General features: G+C 61.0%; 17 protein-coding genes and 1 pseudogene. 3 read left to right on the plus strand and 15 right to left on the minus strand.

Translation table 11 applies throughout. The annotated features are described in order from the left end of the window. Window positions 1-190: 190 nt before the first annotated feature. From CHH27_RS19205 to argH, 4 genes are all read right to left on the minus strand, one after another. Window positions 191-2,767 carry a TIGR02302 family protein gene (locus CHH27_RS19205; RefSeq protein WP_094073018.1) on the minus strand — a complete coding sequence of 859 codons (2,577 nt, stop codon included), beginning with the start codon at window positions 2,765-2,767 and terminating at the stop codon, window positions 191-193. Window positions 2,768-2,905: 138 nt separating this feature from the next. Beyond that, window positions 2,906-4,180 carry a diaminopimelate decarboxylase gene (lysA, locus tag CHH27_RS19210; RefSeq protein ID WP_094073019.1) on the minus strand — a complete coding sequence of 425 codons (1,275 nt, stop codon included), beginning with the start codon at window positions 4,178-4,180 and terminating at the stop codon, window positions 2,906-2,908. A 112-nt stretch (window positions 4,181-4,292) separates the two neighbouring features. Beyond that, window positions 4,293-4,505, minus strand: a complete 213-nt coding sequence (locus tag CHH27_RS19215) for a lipoprotein (RefSeq protein WP_094073020.1) — start codon at window positions 4,503-4,505, stop codon at window positions 4,293-4,295. A gap of 113 nt (window positions 4,506-4,618) precedes the next feature. Next, window positions 4,619-6,004, minus strand: a complete 1,386-nt coding sequence (argH, locus tag CHH27_RS19220; protein WP_094073021.1) for an argininosuccinate lyase — start codon at window positions 6,002-6,004, stop codon at window positions 4,619-4,621. Window positions 6,005-6,045: 41 nt separating this feature from the next. Here argH and CHH27_RS19225 point away from each other — a divergent pair, with 41 nt between their 5' ends. Further along, window positions 6,046-6,708, plus strand: coding sequence for a TlpA disulfide reductase family protein (locus tag CHH27_RS19225; RefSeq protein WP_094073022.1), 663 nt, complete (start codon window positions 6,046-6,048; stop codon window positions 6,706-6,708). 18 nt (window positions 6,709-6,726) lie between these two features. Here the strand turns inward: CHH27_RS19225 and CHH27_RS19230 are convergent, their stop codons facing one another. The 9 genes and pseudogenes from CHH27_RS19230 to CHH27_RS19270 form a co-directional block, all read right to left on the minus strand. Next, the gene (locus tag CHH27_RS19230; protein WP_094073023.1) at window positions 6,727-6,939 is read right to left on the minus strand and encodes a hypothetical protein; all 213 of its coding nucleotides are present in this window, start codon (window positions 6,937-6,939) and stop codon (window positions 6,727-6,729) included. 34 nt (window positions 6,940-6,973) lie between these two features. Further along, window positions 6,974-7,234, minus strand: coding sequence for a hypothetical protein (locus tag CHH27_RS19235; protein WP_094073024.1), 261 nt, complete (start codon window positions 7,232-7,234; stop codon window positions 6,974-6,976). A gap of 314 nt (window positions 7,235-7,548) precedes the next feature. Continuing rightward, window positions 7,549-7,752, minus strand: coding sequence for a putative motility protein (locus CHH27_RS19240; RefSeq protein ID WP_094073025.1), 204 nt, complete (start codon window positions 7,750-7,752; stop codon window positions 7,549-7,551). Between the two features lie 66 nt (window positions 7,753-7,818). Continuing rightward, on the minus strand, window positions 7,819-9,330 hold the full coding sequence (locus tag CHH27_RS19245) for a class I adenylate-forming enzyme family protein (protein WP_094073026.1): 1,512 nt from the start codon (window positions 9,328-9,330) through the stop codon (window positions 7,819-7,821). 11 nt (window positions 9,331-9,341) lie between these two features. After that, on the minus strand, window positions 9,342-10,223 hold the full coding sequence (locus tag CHH27_RS19250; protein ID WP_094074868.1) for a 3-hydroxybutyryl-CoA dehydrogenase: 882 nt from the start codon (window positions 10,221-10,223) through the stop codon (window positions 9,342-9,344). Window positions 10,224-10,360: 137 nt separating this feature from the next. Beyond that, window positions 10,361-11,292: pseudogene (locus CHH27_RS19255) on the minus strand (electron transfer flavoprotein subunit alpha/FixB family protein). A 22-nt stretch (window positions 11,293-11,314) separates the two neighbouring features. After that, window positions 11,315-12,064: an electron transfer flavoprotein subunit beta/FixA family protein gene (locus CHH27_RS19260; RefSeq protein ID WP_094073027.1), complete on the minus strand. Its 750-nt coding sequence runs from the start codon at window positions 12,062-12,064 to the stop codon at window positions 11,315-11,317. 308 nt (window positions 12,065-12,372) lie between these two features. Next, the gene (locus CHH27_RS19265; RefSeq protein WP_094073028.1) at window positions 12,373-13,071 is read right to left on the minus strand and encodes a hypothetical protein; all 699 of its coding nucleotides are present in this window, start codon (window positions 13,069-13,071) and stop codon (window positions 12,373-12,375) included. Next, window positions 13,068-13,583 (minus strand): RNA polymerase sigma factor, encoded by a 516-nt coding sequence (locus tag CHH27_RS19270; protein WP_094073029.1) that lies wholly within the window; start codon window positions 13,581-13,583, stop codon window positions 13,068-13,070. Before CHH27_RS19270 ends, CHH27_RS19265 begins: the two co-directional genes overlap by 4 nt. A gap of 254 nt (window positions 13,584-13,837) precedes the next feature. On the opposite strand from CHH27_RS19270, the gene CHH27_RS28655 reads away from it, so the two are divergent. Next, a complete protein-coding gene (locus CHH27_RS28655) occupies window positions 13,838-14,419 on the plus strand; it encodes a hypothetical protein (RefSeq protein WP_094073030.1) in 582 nt (193 codons plus the stop codon). A gap of 60 nt (window positions 14,420-14,479) precedes the next feature. Beyond that, complete coding sequence (locus CHH27_RS28660; RefSeq protein ID WP_157738996.1) at window positions 14,480-14,833, plus strand: RT0821/Lpp0805 family surface protein; 354 nt, start codon at window positions 14,480-14,482, stop codon at window positions 14,831-14,833. Between the two features lie 11 nt (window positions 14,834-14,844). On the opposite strand, the gene CHH27_RS19285 is transcribed toward CHH27_RS28660, so the two are convergent. Both CHH27_RS19285 and CHH27_RS19290 read right to left on the minus strand, forming a co-directional pair. Then, window positions 14,845-15,537, minus strand: a complete 693-nt coding sequence (locus CHH27_RS19285; RefSeq protein ID WP_094073032.1) for a rhomboid family intramembrane serine protease — start codon at window positions 15,535-15,537, stop codon at window positions 14,845-14,847. Between the two features lie 48 nt (window positions 15,538-15,585). Then, complete coding sequence (locus CHH27_RS19290) at window positions 15,586-16,161, minus strand: cob(I)yrinic acid a,c-diamide adenosyltransferase (protein WP_094073033.1); 576 nt, start codon at window positions 16,159-16,161, stop codon at window positions 15,586-15,588. Window positions 16,162-16,188 lie beyond the last annotated feature (27 nt).

Consider the following 16,188-nt stretch of genomic DNA (forward strand, 5'->3'; position numbering starts at 1 on the left):
CCCCGTCTTTTTGCAACGGCCTCCGTGCTTCTTCTGGATGAGGACGTTGGGCCAGCGTTGTCCTAAACACGCCAGTCACCTGAAAAACGCTGAAAACCGGTCTCGAAGGACAGGCGACCAGCCTCACCCCATAAACGGAAAGACCCCGCAAAAGCGGGGTCTTGAACCTGCCGGGCTTGCTGAAACGGGTTCAATACCGCTTGAGCAACCGCTCCAGATAGTCGAGCTCCAGTTGCGGCCGGGACGGGTCGGAGAACCGCCGGCGCAGCTCTTCCAGAATGCGCCGTGCCCGCTGAACGTCGATCTCGTCCGGGATCTGCACCCGATTGTTGAAGTCCGGGCCCTCCGTGCGCCGTGGGCGGCCAAGCGGGTCTTCATCCATCGGAGAGGGTCCCTGCGGTGATCCCATGCCTTCGCCCTGGCCCATCATCTGCTCTGTGAGGCCCTGGGCTCCCCGCCGCAGCGCATCCAGCGCATCGCCCTGTTGGCCGAGCGCCTGCTGGCCCTGACCTTCGCCCAGTGACTGCTGGGCCTCGCCCATCGATTCACCGGCCTCGCCAAGCGCCTGGTTCTGGCCCATGCCGTTCTGGTTCAGCTGCTCCATCAGTTCCTGCAGCTGTTGCGCCAGGTTGCCCTGGCCCTGCTGCAGCTGCTCAAGCATCTGTTCCAGCTGCTCCTGGGTCATTTGCTGTTGCTGCCCCTGGCCCTGCTGCTGTTGCTGCTGGCCACGCCGCTGTTGCTGCTGATCCTGGTTGAAACTGTGCGTGTCATCCATCAGCTGCTGCTGGCGCTGGATCATCTCGCCCAGCTGGTTGAGCATTTCCATCATCTCGCTGGACATGCCGTTTGGCATCATCTGCGGTCGTCCGGCCTGCAGGTTCTCCAGCATCTGCTGCATCTGGGCCAGCAATTCGCGTGCGGCATCGCGGGAACCGGTCCGCGCCAGTTCCTCGATCCGGTCCAGCATCTCGCTCAGGTCCTGCTGGTTGAGCGTCTGCTGATTGCCGTCAAAGGGCTGCATGGCCTGCGGGTTCTGCCGCATCTGTTCTGCAAGGGCCTGCATATATTCGTTCAAGGCCTCGCGCAGCTGCTGGGTCAGCTTGGCGATTTCCTCATCGCTTGCGCCTTCTTCCAGCGCCTTGCGCAGGGCTTCCTGCGCTTCCCTCAGCTTCCGCTCCGCTGCCGACAGATCACCATCCTCGATGGAAAGCGCCAGATCCCAGAGAAGCGGCAGCATGGCTTTCAGGTCTTCATCGCTTTCGGCCCGGATCAGCTCACCATAGGCAAACCGCATGCCCAGATAGTTGCGCGGTTTGAAGTTGAACGTCTGTGGCGCCAGCATCAGGGCATCCAGCGCCGTGATCACCTGGGCATGGTTCTGGGCATCAAGCGCCAGGTTGCGGCGCTGTTCGACGACGGCCCGCGCCAGCGGCTTGCCAAAGCGGCGCTGAGGCAGCGTGATCCGGTATGCGGGCGACAGACCTTCCTGACCGGCCTGATCGCGGGCAGTCAGCGTGAGATCGACTTCAGAGCCCGCCCAGGGATGCGAGGTCAGGTCGCGGATCGTCTCTGCAGTCTTGGCCGTTCCCGCACGCGGTGGCAGCGACAGGGGGAATTGCGGCGCCTCCACCAGAGGGCGGGGCACACGGTCGCCGTGGTCCGGATTGGGCAGCGGCGTGATCCGCGCCTCTGCGGCCACGACCCCGTAGTCGTCCTTGACGAGATAGGAGAACTTCAAGGCCCCGCTGAGCTGTTCTTCCGGATCGTCCGTCAACCGGATGTCCGGCGCATCGTCCGGGCGCACGGCAAAAACAAAGCTGAGCAGCTGGTCTTCACCGTTCAGAAGTTCAACAACACCGGTTGTTTCCAGCTCAAGACGCCGTTCGACCGGCAACAGCTTGGCAAGCTCGGGATCCGTTGCCTCCGGCAATGCCTGCGGTTCGATCAGGCTGGGTTCGGCGTCATCGGCGCCGGCAAAGGTCATCGCCAGATTGGGTGCCCCCTGGCTTCTGACCACCAGAATGGACCCTTCAGGTACGGAGACCGGTGCACCCGGCTCCCGCAATTGCGCACTTTCGCCGGTCAGATAGACGGGCGGTTCGCTGGTGTAGAGTGGCGGTGTGACCCAGGCATCGAGCCGGGTTGGCGGTTCAACGGTCTTGAACGGGTTCTGAAACGCGGAGGTGAGCCGGCCAACACGGTCGCCGCCCGACACAGAAAAACCGATCACGATCAGGCAGGCCGCGAGAACCCGAAGGGCAAACGGATCACGGCGGAAAGCCTGTGGATCCGGCGCCCTGGAGCGAATGGCGGCGACGGCTTCTGCAGTCCGGCGCTGGTGCAGGGCCCAGATGGCCTGGCTTTCCGTATTGTTTGTGCCGATGGACAGGTCGTCTTCCAGCGCCGTCAGAGGACGGTGCGCATACCCGGACGACTGCTCCACCCGGCCAAGGGCGTCACCGCGTGATGGCCATCTGATGTGCAGAAGGTCACGCGCCGCATAAACCGCAAATCCGGCAAACAGGACAAGGCCAAGCGGGCCGGCCCAGGCCGGCAGCACAAGCCAGAGACCGAGCCAGGACAGACCGACAAACAGGCCGATAACCACAAGGACCGGCAGGGTGGCACGCCAGAGCCGCTCCACGAACAGCGCCCAGCGGCTTTGCCGCACGAGCCGGTCGAGACGCGCCTTGATGAAGGCTCGCCAGCCGTAAGGTTCTGGAGACGGTGGCCGAATGGGGTCTCGGTTGCTGTCAGTCGGGCTCAATGGCACCTCCGGTTTTCATCCCGGGGACTGCCGCTCAATGAAGATTTGCAGCCCACAGGACCTGCCCACCCAGACTAAGGTGAGGCATTGGAGGCCATCCGGCAAGTTGTCGGTTCAACTAATTGCCGGAAGATTGTGTCACGAACCGTTGAGCCAGTCCGGAATCCGGTCGAGTGCGATCAGCTCGTCAAAATCCGTCCTGGGACGAACTATCGCGAATTGATCAGCATTTACCAGCACTTCCGGGATCAGAAGACGGGAGTTGTAGGTGCTCGCCTGTACGGCCCCGTAAGCGCCGGCCGAATAGACTGCAAGCATGTCACCGGCCATTACCTTGGGCATATCCCGGTCCTGAGCCAGGAAATCGCCGGTTTCGCAGACCGGACCGACGATATCCGCCTTGATTCGCGCCGTTTCCGTTCCTGGTTCCCTGACCGGACGAACCTCATGATAGGCTTCGTAGAGCGTCGGCCGGATAAGATCGTTCATGGCCGCATCGACAATCACGAAATTCTTGTCTGCGCCTTCTTTCACATAGATGACCTCGGTCACCAGGATGCCAGCATTTCCGGCAATCATCCGGCCGGGCTCGAACATCACCTTGCAGTCCAGCTCGCGCACATGCTTCTTCACCACCTCGGCATAGGCATCCGGGTGCGGTGGCGGGTTGTTGTCGGTGACATAGGGAATGCCCAGTCCACCGCCCAGATCGACATGGTCGATCGCATGTCCCTGGGATCTCAGGTCCGTGATCAGGTCGCCGAGGCGCGAAAACGCATTGTCGAACGGTTCCAGTTCCGTGATCTGGGAGCCGATATGCATGTCGATCCCGGTGACCTTGATGCCCGGCAGCGCCGCGGCCTCGGCATAGACTTCCCGGGCACGCTGCCACGGAATGCCGAACTTGTTTTCAGCCTTGCCGGTCGCGATCTTGGCATGGGTCTTTGCATCGACATCCGGATTGATGCGCATCGAGACGCGGGCAGTCTTGCCCATGGCACTTGCGACACGCGACAGCTGCCTCAGTTCCGGCTCGGATTCCACGTTGAAGCACAGGATGTCTTCTTCCAGCGCGTTGGCCTGTTCAGCTTCAGTTTTGCCAACTCCGGAAAAGACGATCTTGTCGGCTGGCACGCCGGCGGCACGCGCCCGGCGCAATTCACCTTCCGACACCACGTCCATGCCGGCACCCAGCCGGGCGAGCGTCTTCAGGACCGCCTGATTGGAATTGGCCTTCATGGCATAACAGACAAGCGTCGGGATATCGTCGAAGGCGGAGGAGAACACCTCGAAATGGCGGGTCAGCGTGGCCGTCGAGTAGCAGTAGAACGGGGTGCCGACCGCCCGCGCGATCTCTTCGATCGCCACGTCTTCGGCAAAAAGGGCACCGTCTCGATAGTCAAAGTGATGCAAGGAACGCCCCCATGCAGCTGGATCGTCCCGCGTTTCCTCATCAGAAGAAACGAAACGGTTCGGATCGGTATTAAGGTGTCGGCGCGGCCAACTGGCTGTGAGCGCCGGGAAGTTACTGGATCAGGAAGTCCAACGGAAAGGACTTGTTGTTTTGCGGCGCCGCCGGTTCAACCTGCGCGGCAACGGCAGGGTCCACTGCAGTGCCTTCCTGCGCCGGCGGCGCGCTCGGATCGTCCAGCCCGCCCTTCCGGCCACAGCCCGCAAGGGTGACACTCAGGCAAAGTCCGATCAAAGCCAGGGATTTGAGCCGGGTTGTCATCGCCATCTTGCCCTTTTGAACCGGTTGGCCCGCCCCGGTTCAGGGCGGACTGCAATTACATTATCTGCGCATTGTCCTCGCATGTGACGGCGCATTCGGCAAGGGCCAAGGCGATTGCCTCAGGTCTTTGCCAGGTCCTTCAGCCAGCGGCGTGCCTGTTTGCGCACATTGACCGGCGACGTGCCGCCATAGCTGGTACGGCTGCGCACGGACTTGTCGACCGACAGGACCGAAAAGATTTCTTCGGTGATTTTCGGCTCGACCGCCTGCATGTCTTCCAGCGGCACCTTGTGCAGCTCGATGTTGCGTTCAACGGCAAGCGCAACGATCCGGCCGGTCACATGGTGCGCGTCGCGGAACGGCAATCCGAGCACCCGCACCAGCCAGTCAGCCAGATCCGTCGCGGTGGAATAGCCCGAGCCTGCTGCCTTTTTCATGGCTTTGACCACCGGCTCCAGGTCCCGCACCATGCCGGTCATCGCGGCGAGCGCCAGGGAAATGCTGGCCAGACCGTCAAAGGCCTGTTCCTTGTCTTCCTGCATGTCCTTGGAATAGGCCAGCGGCAGACCCTTCATCATCACCAGCAGCGCCTGCAGAGAGCCGTAGATCCGGCCGGATTTCGCGCGGACAAGTTCCGCGGCATCCGGGTTCTTTTTCTGCGGCATGATCGACGAACCGGTCGAGAACTTGTCGGACAGCTTGACGAAGCCGAACTGGGCCGAACACCAGATGACGATTTCTTCGGCGAGGCGGGACAGGTGCATGGCGGTCAGGGAGGCAGCCGCCAGCGCCTCGATCACGAAGTCCCGGTCCGACACGGCATCGAGCGAGTTGGCCGACGGCCGGTCGAAACCAAGCGCTTCGGCGGTCATTTTGCGGTCGATGGGAAAGGACGTTCCGGCAAGGGCGGCGGCGCCGAGCGGGCATTCGTTCATGCGCTTGCGCGCGTCGCGCACCCGGCCACGGTCACGCGCGAACATCTCGACATAGGCGAGCAGATGGTGGCCGAAGGTCACCGGCTGTGCCGATTGCAGATGAGTGAAGCCCGGCATGACAACAGAGGCATGGGTCTCCGCCTTTTCGGCAAGCACCTGCATCAGGTCCGTCAACTGCGCATCCAGCGTGTCGAGCGTGTCACGCACCCAGAGGCGGAAATCGGTCGCCACCTGGTCATTGCGCGAGCGCGCCGTGTGCAGCCGGCCGGCGGCCGGGCCGATCAGCTCGGCAAGACGCGCCTCCACATTCATGTGAATGTCTTCCAGCGCCCGGGAGAAGGTGAAGGTGCCGCCGTCGATCTCTGACAGGATTGTGTCTAGACCTTGAACGATCTTGTCGGCATCGTCCCGCGTCACAATGTCTTTTTCCGCGAGCATGCGCACATGGGCTTTCGAGCCGTCGATGTCCTGCCTATATAGCTTCCGGTCGTAGTCGATGGAGGCGTTGATCTCCTCCATGATGGCGTCCGGTCCCTCGGCGAACCGGCCTCCCCACATGCGATTGCTCATGTCCTGTCCCTTAGAAGGCGCCCCGAACGGGGTGTGAACGAATGACCAAGCCAACAGAACCCGCAAAAGCCCCCAGACGCGGCTTACTTGCCGCCGGGCTCGCCGGTGCAGTGGCCGCCGTAGCGGCTCTATACGTGATCGTTGGTCCGAATGGCAATATCGACGGTGCGCAAAGCTGTTCGGCCGCACTCGCGTCGGCCAAGGCTGCAAAGCCCTTTGCCAAGGGTGAAGTCGCCGCATTTCTGCCGGCCAGCCAGCCGCTTGATCTCCAGGACCTGACCTTTCTGGGCGACGACGGCAATCCGCGAACCATGGCCGATTTCAGGGACAAAACTGTTCTCTTGAACCTGTGGGCCACCTGGTGCGCACCGTGCCGCAAGGAGATGCCGGCCCTGGATGAATTGCAGGCGGATATGGGCGGGGAAGATTTCGAGGTGGTCGCCGTCAGCCTGGATCGTGGTGGCCCGGACAAACCAAAGGCCTTCCTGGAGGAAATCGGCGTTGGCAATCTGTCCTTCTACCAGGACAGCACCAATCAGCTCTTGCAGGACCTGCGCAAGGTTGCGCGCGCCACGGGTTTGCCGACCACGATCCTGATCGGACCCGAGGGCTGCGAGATCGGAACCATGTATGGCCCCGCCGAATGGGCATCCGGCGAGGCCAAATCTCTGATTGAAAGTTCCATGCGGCCGTCCGGCACCTGAGCGCCGGGGCGGCTGCCGTCAGACCGTGATGTCGACGGCGTTGCCGAGACCGGGGATCTGGCGCTGTTCGCGGCGATCCTGCTCCTGCGTCGCCTGGGCGTCGTCAAGACGCTCGGCAACCTGGCGTTCCTGCTCGTTCTGGTCCCGAACGGCATTGGTGGCCAATTCATTGCGAACGCTTGCGGCGCTGTAAGCGGCCGAAGAGGAGGTGCTGTCCGATACACTCGCCATAACCGGTACTCCTTTGGCGTGGTGATGGGGTTACTCAGACCCGAATGTCGACCTGACTACCGAGGCCGTTGTCGGGCTTGCGCGTTTCTGCACGGTTTTCCAGTTGCTCAGCCTGCCGGCTCAAGAGCTCGGCCCGGCTTGAGCTGAAGTCAGCCTGGCGCTGCACCGTCTCGGCCACAGCCTCGGACTGATTGGCATTGATCGTCTTCACCTGCTGCGCAAGCTGATCGGCCCGCGGCGTTGCAAGGGAAGGCTGAAAAGCCTGACTTGGTCCATATCCTATTGCTTCAGGCATCGTAATTCCATTCCTTGGATACGATTTTGCGTCTCTATAATGAGTTAAATAGTTGAAGCGAATAGTAAATACGATGACTTACCTGAAGGCAGAATGACCACTTTACTGAGATACTCAGTAGCATTTTCCTAAAATTTTACCGATTAAGCTACAATTCATTGAAACAGTTCAATTAATTCCGTTCCGGCAATCATCAAGCATCGGCTGCACTGCCTGCAAGGCTGCAACCGATGCATGGGAAAGCAGATCCCGGCGCGGACCGAGAAACGGGAATTGTTAAGAAATCGGACTGGTAGGATTCAGACTGGCAGGTTTCAGGCCGTGACGTCGACCGTCGCGCCGAGCCCCGGAGGAGGGGCCGCCTGGGTGGACTGGAGATTTTCAGCACCCTGCTGCAGCAAGGCAACCAGATTGGCATCCTGTTGGGCCGCCATCTTCAGCATCTTCGATTGCAGCGCCTGGGCCGTCTGGGCCTGGGACTGTGCAACAAATGTGTTGGCGATGCCGACGCTGTCCATCTGGAACTCCTCGATTCGCCCGCCAGCCTATCCGCGCGCCCTTAATCGGGCGTTAACAATCATTGGTCAGGACGAACGGGCCTGCCTCAAAACGGTCCGTTTGACCTTTCCAGATGGGGTTCGTGGCAAGCTGTCCACGGCCCGGTAAACCTTTGGTCGCTTGTATTCGGCAAGGTGCCGCGCAGCATGTTCCGCAAGACGGCCTTCATCGAAAGACGCCGGATCCTGCGGCACCACAAAGGCGGTTATCAGGCTGACGCCGTCGCGAGCCGGAACTGCGGTCACCGCAACTTCCTGGACCTGGCCGTCGGCGGCCAGCACCCGCTCCACCTCTTCCGGTGCCACCCGGTATCCGAAGGCGTTCATCAGGTCATCGGCACGGCCTTCATACCAGTAGTATCCGTCCGCGTCCGCGCGGGCCCTGTCACCGGTCAGGAACCAGTCCCCCCGGAAGGCCGCTTCCGTCTCTTGGGGATTGTTCCAGTATCCGAGCATCAGGCCGGGTTCATCGCGGTGAACAGCAAGCAGACCGGTTTCTTCCACCTCTGCAAAAGAAACCGTTTCGCCCAGTTCCCTCAGGTCGGTTTCTCTTAGAAGTGTCACCTTGCGACCGGCTTGCGGGCGGCCGGGAGAACCAGGCTTCACCGGCACATCGGGGCTGCTGGAGAGATAGGTGGAGATCTCGCTCATGCCGAGCGCCTCGTAGAGTTCCCGTCCGCTCCGTGTCTTCCAGTCCTGGTAAAGAGAGACCGACAGGGCTTCTCCCGCCGTCAGGCCATGGCGCAGATCCGGAAAGGATCTGCGGGTCACCTCGCCATACTTCAGGATCCGCCGGTAGAGGCTTGGCACGGCGGCAAACAGCGTCGCGCGGCTCCTTGTGAGGAGGTCCGGCCAGACATCCGGTTCACGCGGTCCGTCATAGACGACGCTGGTGGCGCCGTTGGCCCAGGGGTCCATCAGACCGGCACCCAGCGTGTAGGTCCAGTTGAAGGCACCGGCATGCAGCAACCGGTCGTCCCGCTGCATGCCATACCAGCCACGATCCATCGGGCGCCGCGCTGCTGCCGCCCTGTGAGCATGCAGGACACCTTTTGGCCGGCCGCTGGTGCCGGACGTATAGATCAGGAATGCCGGATCATCCGGAGCCGTTTCGGCAAACCCTGCCGGCGTGGCGCTTTTCAGATCCCGGATCCCGTCCGGCCCAAGCGCCGTGATCGCCGTATCATCCGGCAACGTGGTCTTGCCGTCATGCAACACAAGCCGCGCACCACTGTCGGCCAGGAGCAGACCGGTTTCGGCCGCCGTCAGCTGCGAAGACGTCGGGATTGGAACACAGCCGGCCGCTATCGCTCCAAAGAACAGGAGCGGAAAATCGCTCGAATGGCCAATTCTGAGCAGTATCCGGTCGCCCTGATCGAGGCCCGATGCCGTGAGACCTGCCGCAACTGCCAGCACCTGGCGCGTCAGATCGGCAAATTTCCAGGTTTCCAGAAGGTCGACGCCCGGCCCAACCACTTCCAGCGCCGATTTGCCCGGATCGGGCGCGGCGCTGGTCAGGCAATAACGGGCAAGGTTCATCAGCCGTCCGCTTAGCGGGTCGGCACCGGGTGCTCACCGCGATAGTCGTAGAAACCGCGCTGGGTCTTGCGGCCGAGCCAGCCGGCTTCGACATATTTCACCAGCAGCGGGCAAGGCCGGTATTTGGTGTCCGCCAGGCCTTCGTAGAGCACCTGCATGATCGACAGGCAGGTATCCAGACCGATGAAATCGGCAAGCTGCAGCGGACCCATCGGGTGATTGGCACCCAGGCGCATGGCCTTGTCGATGGATTCAACGGAGCCGACACCCTCATACAGCGTGTAGATCGCCTCGTTGATCATCGGCAGCAAGATGCGATTGACCATGAAAGCCGGGAAGTCCTCGGCAACGGCAATCTGCTTGCCGAGACGTTCGCAGAAGCCCTTCGACGCTTCGAAGGTTTCGTCCTCGGTCGCGATGCCGCGCACGAGCTCGACCAGGTCCATGATCGGAACCGGGTTCATGAAGTGAATACCGATGAAGCGTTCCGGACGGTCCGTCGTTGCAGCCAGACGCGTGATTGAAATCGACGACGTGTTGGTGGCAAGGATCGCTTCCGGTTTCAGGATCGGACACAGCTGCGAGAAGATCTTGCGTTTGATCTGCTCGTTTTCAACAGCCGATTCAATCACCAGATCCGCATCGCGCAACGTGTCGAGGTCTTCGGCCGGTTTGATCCGGTCAAGCGCGGCGGTCCGCTCTTCCTCGGTGATGAGCGATTTGGACACCTGGCGCGCCATGTTGCCGTTGATGGACGCCAGACCTGACTCGATCCGCTCCATGGAAAGGTCGCTCAGGCCCACGTCGAAGCCGGCGAGCGCACAAACATGCGCAATGCCGCTGCCCATCTGACCAGAGCCGATCACGCCGACTTTCTTGATTTCGACTGCCATCCTGAAATTCCGATCTTTTGAAACGTCCCGGTGAAACGGGTTGCGGCTATTTTTGGCAAGTCTTGCGCCGAACAGCAAGAACCCCGGAGCGAAAACTGTCATTCACCCCGGGGTCCGTGATCAATTTGCCGCAGGTGTTACTCGACGGCAGCCTTCAAATCGGGCAGGACTTCGAACAGATCCGCGACCAGACCGTAGTCCGCCACCTGGAAAATCGGGGCTTCCTCGTCCTTGTTGATCGCGACGATCACCTTGGAGTCCTTCATGCCCGCCAGGTGCTGGATGGCACCGGAAATGCCGCAGGCAATGTAGAGATCCGGAGCAACCACCTTGCCGGTTTGGCCCACCTGCCAGTCGTTCGGGCATAACCCGCATCGACGGCGGCACGCGAGGCACCAACAGCAGCGCCGAGTGCATCGGCCACCGGCATGATGACTTCCTGGAACTTCTCTTCAGATCCGAGCGCACGGCCACCGGAAATGATGATCTTTGCCGAAGTCAGCTCCGGCCGGTCAGACTTGGAGAGTTCCTCGCCGACAAATTCGGACAGGCCTGCACCATCTGTGCCGGCGACTGCCTCGACAGAAGCCGATCCGCCTTCCTCGGCGGCGGCAAACGTCGAGGTCCGGACCGTGATCACCTTCTTCGGATCACCGGACTTGACCGTCTGGATGGCATTGCCGGCATAGATCGGACGCTCGAACGTGTCGGCATCGATCACGGCGGTGATGTCGGAGATCTGCATCACGTCCAGAAGCGCGGCCACACGCGGCAGCGTGTTCTTGCCGTTGGCGGTTGCCGGAGCAACGATCGCGTCATAATCGCCGGCCATGCCCACGATCAGTTCAGCCAGCGGTTCGGCCAGCTGATGTTCCAGGGCATCGCTTTCGGCAACCAGGACCTTGGCGGCACCGCTGAGCTTGGCGGCTTGTTCCGCAACAGCCTGGACGCCCTTGCCGGCAACCAGGACATGAACGTCGGCACCCAGCGCTGCGGCAGCAGTCAGGGCTTTCGCGGTGGCATCATTGAGGGCGCCGCCGGCATGTTCGGCCACAAGAAGTGTTGTCATAGTCTATCCTCCTGGGCAGTCCTTAAAGGACGCCGGCCTCGTTCTTGAGTTTTTCGACCAGTTCGCCGATGGACTCGACCTTGATACCGGCTTCGCGTGCAGCTGGTTCCGCGGTCGACACAACCGTCAGGCGCGGCGTGACATCGACGCCATAATCACCCGGGGTCTTCTCATCGATCGGCTTCTTCTTCGCCTTCATGATGTTCGGCAGGGAGGCATAGCGCGGCTCGTTGAGGCGCAGGTCGGTGGTTACGATGGCCGGCAGTTTCAGCTTGACGGTCTGCAGACCGCCATCGACTTCGCGAGTGACATCCACGGTGCCATCGCCCAGATCAACCTTGGAAGCAAACGTGCCCTGGCTCCAGCCCAGAAGAGCCGCCAGCATCTGGCCGGTCTGATTGCAATCGTCGTCGATGGCCTGCTTGCCCAGAATGACAAGACCGGGCTCTTCCGCTTCGACGATGCCCTTGAGGATCTTGGCAACGGCAAGCGGCTCTGTGGTTTCGTCCGTCTTGACGAGGATGCCCCGGTCGGCGCCCATGGCCAGACCTGTACGCAGGGTTTCGGTCGCCTGCTGCGGGCCGACGGAAACAACAACGACTTCGGTCGCCTTGCCGGCTTCCTTCAGTCTCAGGGCCTCTTCGACGGAGATTTCGTCGAACGGGTTCATGGACATCTTGACGTTGGCAAGATCGACGCCCGAACCATCCGCCTTGACGCGGACCTTCACGTTATAGTCGATGACCCGTTTCACGGGTACGAGGATTTTCATTTGGTCTCAACCTCTTGCTGGGCCGGCTTTCACCGCACCGCTGAACCGGGCTCACCCGCCAGATGACGTTAGGTCATAAATGGCGGATTTGAGCCAATCGTGGCGCATGGCGGGGGACGGTACTGACCGACACGGCAGCTGTCAATTGCGGTAAAAGGTCTAAGGCGGCAATTTGCCGGGCCTAGAAAACGATGCGTCGCAAAGATGATAGTTCGGCGGCGCAACAAGGGCGCCGAAATCGGCTCGAAAAAGATGATTGCAGGCCGAAAGACGATCGGCCCGCTTTTCGTCGTTGCCGTTCTGAAAATCTAGATGCCCGGTGTTTGCGGAGAAAACTTGTCCGACACCGGTTCGGCGAAAACGGTGGTCCAGGTTCCGTTTTCCTCGCGGCAAGCCGTGCCCTTGATGGACAGATCGAGCCCGCCAAACGTTGTTTCGCGCAGATATTGTCGGCACCAGTGACCGCTTTTGCTGCGATAGGTCTTGATCGGTGTCAGGACTTCGCTCCAGTCGCCTTCCTGGCCGATGAACACCGGTTCGCCGCTGACCTTGGTTTCCAGAGCCTGCTGAACCGTTTGCGCCAGAAGAATACGTTCGGTCTCCATGTGGGCAGCGAGGGAAGAGACGGCGTCATCCATGCGCGACTGCATCCAGAAGGACGTGAACACGAAGGTGCCGGCGATCAGAACAAGGGCTGCCGCCATTTGAACAAATACCGTGTTGAGGGATGAAACACCCGGGCGGGACACAGGCTGCTCGCGCCGTGCGAATTCCCGGTCGATCAGTGCCTGGAAACGGTCCATGGAGTGGTCCGGAACCGCTGCGGGAACAGCCTCCTGCAAAACCGTGTTGTCGCGGGACATCTTTTCCAGAAGTTCCCGGCCGCCATCTTGCTGTTCGATCTTCTCGATCAGGACGGCACGCTCTTCAACGGTGCCCTCACAGTCCAGGATCTTGCCGATATCCTTGGCGAGCAGGATCTGCTCGCGCCTTTCGTCGAATGTCATCCCATACCCCCTGGCATGCTGCGCAGCCCGGCACTTGGCGCCTTGTCATTGGTCTCCAGCCATTCGCGGAGCTTCAGGCGGGCGCGCGCCAGCCGGCTTGTCACCGTGCCGATCGGAACCCCGAGTTCAGCCGCCACATCCTTGTAGCTTCGGCCCTCGATGGCGATTTTCAGCAGAACTTCCCGACTGTCTTCTTCCAGTTCGCCGATAAAAACCTGGACACGCTGCAGTTCCAGACTGCTGCTTGCCGCCTTGGCTCCGTCATAGCTTTCTTCAAAATCCAGCATGGCCAGATCGAACAGTCTTGCCCGGTTCGCCGTATCGCGAACCGTGTTGAAGTAGAGGTTCTGCAGGATCCGGAACATCCAGCTGTCAAGCCGGGTGGCCGGGTCGAATTGATCCAGAGACCGGATTGCGCGCTCGCATGTCGTCTGGACCAGATCGTCCGCCTGGTCCGGGTTTCGGCACAGCCTTAAAGCAAAACTCCTCAACTTCGGGAGCAGACGGATCATCTCCGTCTTTAACGTTTCTTCAGGCAAGAAGCTCTCCGCAAAACCGCTCTCAAGAGTGACAACACGTAAGCAGACCTTTTTTTTCCGACTTTTTTTAGATTATTCTGGGGAAGAAGTCAGAACACCCAGGTGTTGTGTGTGCGCAGGTCGGGAAATCTCGAAGAGAATTCCGCAACCACACGAAATACCGCTTGGAAGCCCGGATTTTGATGAATCGCACCCGTCAGAACACATTGCAAGACCGCCTCTCTGCGATGACACGCGTTCTTTCGGGTGTTGCGGCAGCGGCGCTGGTGTTTTCTATTGTCTTCTTCAGCCCCTTGATTGACATGAAAGACACGACGTCCGCTGCCGCACAATCTCGCGCGGAACGTGGTGGGGGCAGAAGCGAACGGGGTGACCGCAGCGAGCGTCGCGACCGGCAGGATCGAGATGACCGGGGCCGCGGAGATCGGGACAGAGGAGATCGGGACAGAGGAGATCGGGACAACGATCGAGACGACCGCGATCGGCGTGACAGGGACAGGGACCGGGACGACAGAGACCGGAACGACCGGGATCAGGACGATCAGGACAACAACCAGTCTAACGCGAGCCGGGACAACCGGGATGACGACGAGGATCAGGCCGAGACTTCCAGCTCGCCGCAGACTGAAACACGCTCGTCAAAAGGCACCAGCAGCAATTCTGACGCCTCTGCCCAAGAAAAGCCCCGATCTGGGGGTTTCCTGAAACGGATATTCGGGGGTGGCCGGTTCGTTGGCGACAGCGAACCTTCCGGGGAACCGCTTTCGCGCGGCCAGGAACAGGAGGCGATCCAGAACGGTTGGAAATAGATCCAAGAGGCGGGATCGATTTTGGCGGGACGGTTTTGCGAATTCCCAAGAAGGATGGCGATGATCGCCGTGTGCGCCGGCACCGTTTCGGCCTGCACGGCCAGTTCGTCACTTTCCCCTGATCCGGATGCCGTGGCCGTGGCCGTTGACACGGCACTTGTCAATTCCGACCAGTCACTGGCGGCAAGAAATCTTCAAAAAGCGCTCGAAACGTCTCTGTCCGGCAGGACCTTGAGTTGGCGCAACGCCGCAAGCGGTACACGCGGATCCGTGACCCCGAACAGGACCTGGAAGACTGCGAAAGGCGTTTATTGCCGGTCGTATAGCGAAATCATCAAGCCGGTGTCTCGACAGTCGATCAGGCGAAGCGGCGTCGCCTGCCGTTCGCCAAACGCTGTCTGGAACGAGGCCTGAGCTCAAGCAGATCAGGCCAGATCCCGGTCGAACAGGGGTACGCCACGCCGTCGGAAAAAGACGACCAGAACGGCACCGGCCACAAGACCGCCGACATGGGCAATGAAGGCCACCTGGCTGTCGGGTGAGATGACCGCATTGACAACCTGATAGACGATCCAGGCGCCCAGCAGCCAGAACGCCGTCAATCGCAGCGGTATGCGCCCCAAAACCAGAACCCAGACTTTCACGCGCGGATGCAGCATCAGGTAGGCTGACACCACACCGGCAACCGCGCCGCTGGCCCCGATCAGGGGCACCGTGGAATTGACGTCCATGGCGGCATAGGCAAGACCACCTGCTGCGGCGCAGAGCAGATAGAACACCAGGTAGCGAAAGTGCCCCATCGCATCTTCGACATTGTCGCCAAACACCCATAAAAACAGCATGTTGCCGATCAGATGCATGAAGTTGCCATGCAGGAAGGCATAGGAAATCAATGCCGTCCATTCCGGCAGCACCTGCAGCTGCGGCGCCAGATCGCGGATATCGAAGAACACCACCGGGATCAACCCGAAGGAATAGGACGAGGCGCCAACGGCCTCGCTGTCGCCTGCCCGCTGGAACAGCAGGAAGATCAGAACCGTGACCGCGATCAGGGCAAGGTTCACGAAGGGAAGCGGAACATGTTCCAGACGGTTCTTGTCGTGAAGGGGAAGGAACATGCAGCCGAGCGCCTCACTTGCACGGATTTGCGGTGAACCGGGGGTGCCTCAGCGGTTCTGCCCCGGCACCCACAGGACGTCATCCGCACCCTTGTCGTTCAGATAGCGCGAGGCCACGAAAAAATAGTCGGACAGACGGTTCATGTAACGCACCGCCGAGGGGTTGATCTTTTCGCGTGCCGCCAGCTCCACCATCAGGCGTTCGGCGCGGCGCGACACCGTGCGGGCAAGGTGAAGATGGGCCGAGGCAGCGCTTCCGCCCGGCAGCACGAAAGACCTGAGCGGGCTCAGATCCGCGTTCAGGGCGTCGATCGCCTCTTCGATCGCGGTCACCTGTGCCTCGGTGATCCGCAGCGGTTCGTAGCCCAGATCCTGATCGGTTTCCGGCGTCGCCAGATCCGCACCAAGGTCAAACAGGTCGTTCTGGATCCGGCTCAAGGTCCGGTCCACCTCCGGCGCCCCCTCCTGGGTCTGCAGGCGCACCAGACCAACGACAGCATTGGTTTCGTCGACGGTGCCGTAGGCATCGATCCTGAGGTCATTCTTCGGCCGGCGTTCGCCTGATCCCAGCGCCGTCGTGCCGTCGTCGCCCGTTTTCGTGTAGATCTTGTTGAGTACAACCATGCAGTCTGCCCTTAGTGTCGCGCTATC

The sequence above is a fragment of the Labrenzia sp. VG12 genome, from assembly GCF_002237595.1.
In the GTDB taxonomy this organism is placed as follows: Bacteria; Pseudomonadota; Alphaproteobacteria; order Rhizobiales; family Stappiaceae; genus Roseibium.